Here is a 6,388-nt window from a genome sequence, read left to right as displayed (position 1 = left end):
ATTAGAAATTAGAAATTAGAAATTAGAAATTAGAAATTAGAAATTAGAAATTAGAAATTAGAAATTAGAAATTAGAAATTAGAAATTAGAAATTAGAAATTAGAAATTAGAAATTAGAAATTAGAAATTAGAAAGGGAAGTTAGTTGGCTGGGATACCAGGATTTGAACCTGGGAATGGCAGGATCAAAACCTGCTGCCTTACCGCTTGGCGATATCCCAACGCTAAACTTGAAGAGTTTTAGTTCTACTTAAGAACATGGTGCGGAAGGAGAGACTTGAACTCTCACAACCGAAGTTACTGGAACCTAAATCCAGCGCGTCTACCAATTCCGCCACTCCCGCATCAAATAATTTGCTATTTTCAACTCTTAGCTAGAGACATTCTTCAACACTTTCTTGGTAGAGAAAGTGGCTGGGATACCAGGATTTGAACCTGGGAATGGCAGGATCAAAACCTGCTGCCTTACCGCTTGGCGATATCCCAACAAAGAATAATTTGATAGTTTTGGTTCTTATCAAGAACATGGTGCGGAAGGAGAGACTTGAACTCTCACAACCGAAGTTACTGGAACCTAAATCCAGCGCGTCTACCAATTCCGCCACTCCCGCATCAAAAGGGTTGCTACTTTCAACTCTTAGCTAGAGACATTCTTCAACACTCTCTTGGTAGAGAAAGTGGCTGGGATACCAGGATTTGAACCTGGGAATGGCAGGATCAAAACCTGCTGCCTTACCGCTTGGCGATATCCCAACAAAGAATAAGTTGATAGTTTTGGTTCTTATCAAGAACATGGTGCGGAAGGAGAGACTTGAACTCTCACAACCGAAGTTACTGGAACCTAAATCCAGCGCGTCTACCAATTCCGCCACTCCCGCATCATTTGTACTTAAAAGTACTGGTAGTTATTTTAAACTCTTCATTGAGTACAGTTTAAACTCCTGTAGAGCCATTCTAAAGAAAGAATGGTGGCTAAGACGGGATTTGAACCTGTGACCCCATCATTATGAGTGATGTGCTCTAACCAACTGAGCTACTTAGCCATTGTGGCTGGGATACCAGGATTTGAACCTGGGAATGGCAGGATCAAAACCTGCTGCCTTACCGCTTGGCGATATCCCAACAAAAGCTTGATAGTTTTAGTTCTTATCAAGAACATGGTGCGGAAGGAGAGACTTGAACTCTCACAACCGAAGTTACTGGAACCTAAATCCAGCGCGTCTACCAATTCCGCCACTCCCGCATCATTTGTACTTAAAGTACTGGTAGTTATTTTAAACTCTTCATTGAGCAACAAAAAGAATGGTGGCTAAGACGGGATTTGAACCTGTGACCCCATCATTATGAGTGATGTGCTCTAACCAACTGAGCTACTTAGCCATCTTTTTTGTTAGCACTTCATCGCTGAGTGCGGGGCGTATTATGCTGATATGACCTAAATCCGTCAACACCTTTTTTGCAAAAAAACGCTTATCTGTGTTTGTTTGCGCTAAAATTAAGCTAAGTGGCTAAATTTCATTTGAATTGCTGTTTTTTTGACAGCTATTTGCCAATTTAAAACTGCAATCTGCTTTGAGGTTGCTATTACACTGATTTTAATCTGATTGATTTTTAAACAAAAATCAAGTTGCAAAATTAGTTAGTGTGTTCTTTTAGGCTGTTTAATCGCATAAAAGTCAAAGTTAAGGGTTTTCAATAAGCACTTTAGCTAAAAATAGTTTGCACTTTTACCTATTATTGGTTCATTAATTCAGCAATAGGGTAGATTGAATTGATACTGACCTTATTAACTTTCTGGTTAAACTGTTGTTGAGATCAGCTTGCTTAACTCATATGTGTAGAAATACGATTTGTAATCAATACACGTAAATTAAAGAACATTAATCCCCTAAAGTGACAGGCATCTTTAAGACTAGCATTATCTACAAAGCTAGCAAAACTTAGGTAATAAAAAAGGCTCGTAATAACGAGCCTTTTAAAAATAAAACTAGCGAAAATGCTTATACGTTAAATAAGAAGTTCATTACATCACCATCTTTAACGATGTATTCTTTACCTTCTTGGCGCATTTTACCTGCTTCTTTAGCACCACTTTCACCTTTAAACGCAATGTAGTCATCAAATGCGATAGTTTGTGCACGGATAAAGCCACGCTCAAAGTCAGTGTGGATTTTACCCGCAGCTTGTGGCGCAGTTGCACCTACAGGGATTGTCCATGCACGTACTTCTTTTACGCCTGCAGTGAAGTATGTTTGTAATTTAAGTAACTCGTAACCACCGCGGATCACTAAGTTAAGACCTGGCTCTTCTAAACCTAAGTCAGCCATAAATTCTAATTTATCTTCTTCTTCAAGCTCAGATAACTCAGATTCAATAGCAGCACATACTGGAATAACAACGGCATCTTCTGCAGCAGCAATTTCACGTACTTTATCTAGGTAAGGGTTATTTTCAAAACCATCTTCTGCTACGTTAGCAATGTACATAGTTGGTTTAATTGTTAAGAAGTTAAGAGGCTTAATTGCAGCCTGTTCTTCTTTTGTTAGTTCTAAAGAACGTAACGTTAAACCTTCATCTAGATGTACTTTCACTTTTTCTAAAACAGCATTTTGTTCTTTAGCGTCTTTGTCGCCGCCTTTAGCTTTTTTAGCATTACGTAAAATGGCTTTGTCAGCACTGTCCATATCAGCCAGTACTAATTCAGTGTTAATTACATCAATATCATCAGCAGGGTCAATTGTGCCAGCAACGTGAACAATGTTTTCATCTTCAAAACAACGAACAACATGACCAATCGCATCTGTTTCACGAATGTTTGCTAGGAACTGGTTACCTAAACCTTCACCTTTAGATGCACCTTTTACTAGACCGGCAATATCAACGAATTCCATCGTCGTTGGTAAAATACGCTGAGGATTTACGATAGCGGCTAAATCATTTAAGCGCGCATCAGGAACCGGTACCACACCCGTATTTGGTTCGATGGTACAGAAAGGGAAGTTAGCGGCTTCAATACCCGCTTTAGTTAGTGCATTAAATAGTGTTGATTTACCAACGTTTGGCAAACCAACGATGCCACATTTAAAACCCATAGTAAGATACCTTGTGTAATTTCATTAAAACGGATTAAGGTTTAAATGAATGTAGTCTGTTTTGTGCTTTTAACACACCATCTTTTGCAAGTATTTCCATACAACGAACTGCTTCGTCAACGGCGGCGTCCATTTTTTCTTGATCGTCTTTCGCAGCTTTACCTAGCACCCAGCCTGTTACCATTTCTCGGTGACCAGGATGACCAATGCCAATACGAAGACGCATGAAATCTCTTTGGTTTGCCATTTTCGCAATAATATCTTTTAAACCGTTGTGACCGCCGTGGCCACCACCTTTTTTAAGTTTTGCAACCCCTGGTTCTAAGTCCATTTCATCGTGTGCAACGAGAATGTTCTCTACAGGAATTTTAAAGAAATTAGCGAGACTACTCACCGCTTTACCACTTAAATTCATATAAGTCGTAGGGATCAGTAATTTAAATTCTTGGCCTTGAATAATCACTTTGCCAGTGAGGCCGTGATATTTTGGATCATGTTTGAGTGTGCAGTTATAACGTGCAGCCAGTTCTTCGATGAACCAAGCACCTGCATTATGGCGTGTATTTGCGTATTCGGGGCCTGGATTAGCCAGGCCCACAAGCATTTGAATAGAATTCAAGGTGTTTACACCTTAAAAATTATTCTGCAGCGTCTTCTGAAGCTTCGTCTTCAGCAGGAGCTGCTTTGTTAGCTTTGATAGTAACAACTGACTGATCGTGATCAGCGCCTTTAGCTAGCTCAACAGATGAAACACCTGAAGGAAGTTTAAGGTCAGAAAGGTGGATTGAATCACCCGCTACTAGATCAGCAACATCAACTTCTACGAACTCAGGAAGTGACTTAGGAAGACACGTGATTTCGATTTCAGTTAATTGGTGAACAACTGTGTTGCCTGCTTTAGTTACTTTGTCTTCACCGATGAAGTGTACTGGCACTTTAGTGTGAAGTTTGTGAGTAGCATCTACACGTTGGAAGTCTAAGTGAGTGATCTTAGGCTTGAACGGGTGACGTTGAATATCTTTAAGGATAGCTTCAACTGACTCGCCACCGATGTTTAAAGTAAGGATATGCGTGTAGAAACCTTCGTCTTCTTGCGCTTTGATCATATCTTTGTGTGCAAGAACGATTGATGCAGCTTCTTTGTCAGCACCGTAAAGGATTGCAGGAACTTTATCTTCACGGCGTAGGCGGCGGCTCGCACCAGTACCTGTTTCTGTACGTAATTCTGCATTGTATGTGTAAGTTGACATAATGTCTCCAATAATTAATAGTCTTAGGGCCTTTGCGACCAAGGTCCCCAGCCAAAAGGCGCGCTATCATACCACCCCTTTCAGGGAAAATAAATAACGACTACAAAAAAAGCACCTAGGCGGTGCTTTTTATAGTATTTCAGTGACTTTGATTAGTGTTCAAACATCGCTGAAATAGATTCTTCGTTGCTGATACGACGGATTGTTTCAGCAAGCATATCTGCAAGCGTGAGCACTTTGATTTTATCAATTGCTTTAAGCTCATCAGTTAATGTAATTGAGTCAGTTACGATAACTTCGTCAATCACTGAATTACGGATGTTCTCAGCTGCATCACCTGAAAGCACAGGGTGAGTTGCGTAAGCAAATACGCGTTTTGCACCGTGCTCTTTAAGTGCTGCCGCTGCCTTACATAAAGTGCCACCAGTATCGATCATATCATCAACGATGATACAGTCACGACCTTCAACGTCACCAATAATGTGCATTACTTGTGAAACGTTTGCTTGCGGACGACGCTTGTCAATAATAGCAAGGTCTGTGTCGTTTAATAGCTTAGCGATTGCACGAGCACGAACAACACCACCGATGTCAGGAGAAACAACCACAACATCATCGAAGTCGCGTTCTTTCATATCTTCAAGTAGCACTGGGCTACCAAATACGTTATCAACTGGTACGTCGAAGAAACCTTGGATTTGTTCAGCGTGTAAATCAACCGTCAGAACGCGGTCAACCCCAACACTTGAAAGGAAATCTGCAACTACTTTAGCTGTTATTGGAACACGCGCAGAACGCACGCGGCGGTCTTGACGTGAGTAACCAAAATAAGGAATAACTGCGGTAATACGTCCAGCAGATGCACGACGTAGGGCATCAACCATAACGATAAGCTCCATCAGGTTATCGTTAGTGGGGTTACAGGTTGATTGGACAATGAAAACGTCAGAGCCACGAACATTTTCATTAATTTGAACACTGATCTCACCGTCACTAAAACGGCCAACAACAGCATCGCCTAATTCAATATACAAACGTTTTGCAACTTTTTGAGCTAGCTCAGGTGTTGCGTTACCAGCGAAGAGCTTCATGTCAGGCACGGTAGGGTTCCTCAGGCACTGAATTTTGGGACTAACAGGCTATGGTAGGCACCAAAGCAGGTTAACATTTACTTGTACGTTACTTCATTTCAAAGTGAGCATTTAATGCTGTATGAGCAGGTGAAAGTGTAGCACTACTTGCAACAAAACCTGTCCATTTTTCTGGTAATTGAGCTAAAACTTGTTGTGCTTCTGCCTCGGTTGAAAACTCAGCAAAGCAGCAAGCGCCTGTACCAGTCATCTTTGACGGTGCGTATTTTAGCAACCACTGCAGGGCTTTTTCAACCTCGGGGCAGAGCTTTTTAACTAAAGCCTCACAATCGTTGCCTAAATTTTCTATTTGCCAGTCTGCTTTTAGCTTGGGAGTGTCGCGTTTTAAATCAGGGTGAGTAAAAATTTTCGCGGTGCTGACATGTTCCCCTGGATGAATAACACAAAACCAGCTTCGCGGTAATTCAACATTTTCTAACTGCTCGCCAATACCATGAGCAATCGCGCTGTGACCATTAATAAACACCGGAACATCGGCGCCTAATGTTACTCCAAGTTTTGCTAACTCTGCGAGTGATAAATCACAGCCCCATAGCTTATTGAGAGCTAATAGGGTAGTGGCCGCATCGGATGAACCACCACCGACGCCACCGCCCATAGGCAAGCGTTTTAATAATTCTATAGAAACGCCTTGTTGGCAATCACAATGCTGTTGTAATAAACGGGCTGCTTTGTATATAAGATTGTCTGTTAACTCAATGCCGCTGGTATCACCCTTTACATTTATGTCCAGATCATTGGTCACTGTAAATGTTAAGTCATCACCAAATTCTAAAAAGGTAAATAAAGTTTCTAGTTCATGGTAGCCATCTTCACGGCGACCATTTATATGAAGAAATAAATTAAGTTTTGCTGGTGCTATTAAAGTTAGCGGGGCGGTTGAAGCTTGCGTCATT

General features: G+C 41.0%; 5 protein-coding genes and 10 tRNA genes. All 15 read right to left on the bottom strand.

Annotated elements, in window-relative coordinates:
• Window positions 1–145 precede the first annotated feature (145 nt).
• Window positions 146–220, bottom strand: a tRNA-Gln gene (locus tag J3455_RS10320).
• A 38-nt stretch (window positions 221–258) separates the two neighbouring features.
• Window positions 259–343: transfer RNA gene (locus J3455_RS10315), tRNA-Leu, on the bottom strand.
• 67 nt (window positions 344–410) lie between these two features.
• A tRNA-Gln gene (locus J3455_RS10310) sits at window positions 411–485 on the bottom strand.
• A gap of 40 nt (window positions 486–525) precedes the next feature.
• A tRNA-Leu gene (locus J3455_RS10305) sits at window positions 526–610 on the bottom strand.
• Window positions 611–677: 67 nt separating this feature from the next.
• Window positions 678–752: transfer RNA gene (locus tag J3455_RS10300), tRNA-Gln, on the bottom strand.
• Between the two features lie 40 nt (window positions 753–792).
• Window positions 793–877 (bottom strand) — tRNA-Leu (locus tag J3455_RS10295).
• A gap of 88 nt (window positions 878–965) precedes the next feature.
• Window positions 966–1,042: transfer RNA gene (locus J3455_RS10290), tRNA-Met, on the bottom strand.
• Window positions 1,043–1,046: 4 nt separating this feature from the next.
• Window positions 1,047–1,121, bottom strand: a tRNA-Gln gene (locus J3455_RS10285).
• Window positions 1,122–1,157: 36 nt separating this feature from the next.
• Window positions 1,158–1,242 (bottom strand) — tRNA-Leu (locus J3455_RS10280).
• A 60-nt stretch (window positions 1,243–1,302) separates the two neighbouring features.
• Window positions 1,303–1,379 (bottom strand) — tRNA-Met (locus J3455_RS10275).
• 620 nt (window positions 1,380–1,999) lie between these two features.
• Window positions 2,000–3,091 (bottom strand): redox-regulated ATPase YchF, encoded by a 1,092-nt coding sequence (ychF, locus tag J3455_RS10270; protein ID WP_130051175.1) that lies wholly within the window; start codon window positions 3,089–3,091, stop codon window positions 2,000–2,002.
• A gap of 34 nt (window positions 3,092–3,125) precedes the next feature.
• A complete protein-coding gene (gene pth / locus J3455_RS10265; RefSeq protein WP_349561652.1) occupies window positions 3,126–3,710 on the bottom strand; it encodes an aminoacyl-tRNA hydrolase in 585 nt (194 codons plus the stop codon).
• A 19-nt stretch (window positions 3,711–3,729) separates the two neighbouring features.
• Window positions 3,730–4,341, bottom strand: a complete 612-nt coding sequence (locus J3455_RS10260; protein WP_130051176.1) for a 50S ribosomal protein L25/general stress protein Ctc — start codon at window positions 4,339–4,341, stop codon at window positions 3,730–3,732.
• 152 nt (window positions 4,342–4,493) lie between these two features.
• Window positions 4,494–5,441, bottom strand: a complete 948-nt coding sequence (locus J3455_RS10255) for a ribose-phosphate pyrophosphokinase (RefSeq protein ID WP_130051177.1) — start codon at window positions 5,439–5,441, stop codon at window positions 4,494–4,496.
• 79 nt (window positions 5,442–5,520) lie between these two features.
• Window positions 5,521–6,387, bottom strand: a complete 867-nt coding sequence (gene ispE / locus J3455_RS10250) for a 4-(cytidine 5'-diphospho)-2-C-methyl-D-erythritol kinase (protein WP_130051178.1) — start codon at window positions 6,385–6,387, stop codon at window positions 5,521–5,523.
• Window position 6,388 lies beyond the last annotated feature (1 nt).

Origin of the sequence: Pseudoalteromonas sp. NFXS39 (assembly GCF_040148775.1) — a bacterium.
GTDB classification, from domain to species: domain Bacteria; phylum Pseudomonadota; class Gammaproteobacteria; order Enterobacterales; family Alteromonadaceae; genus Pseudoalteromonas; species Pseudoalteromonas apostichopi.
This window is presented reverse-complemented; position numbering and strand designations above follow the sequence as displayed.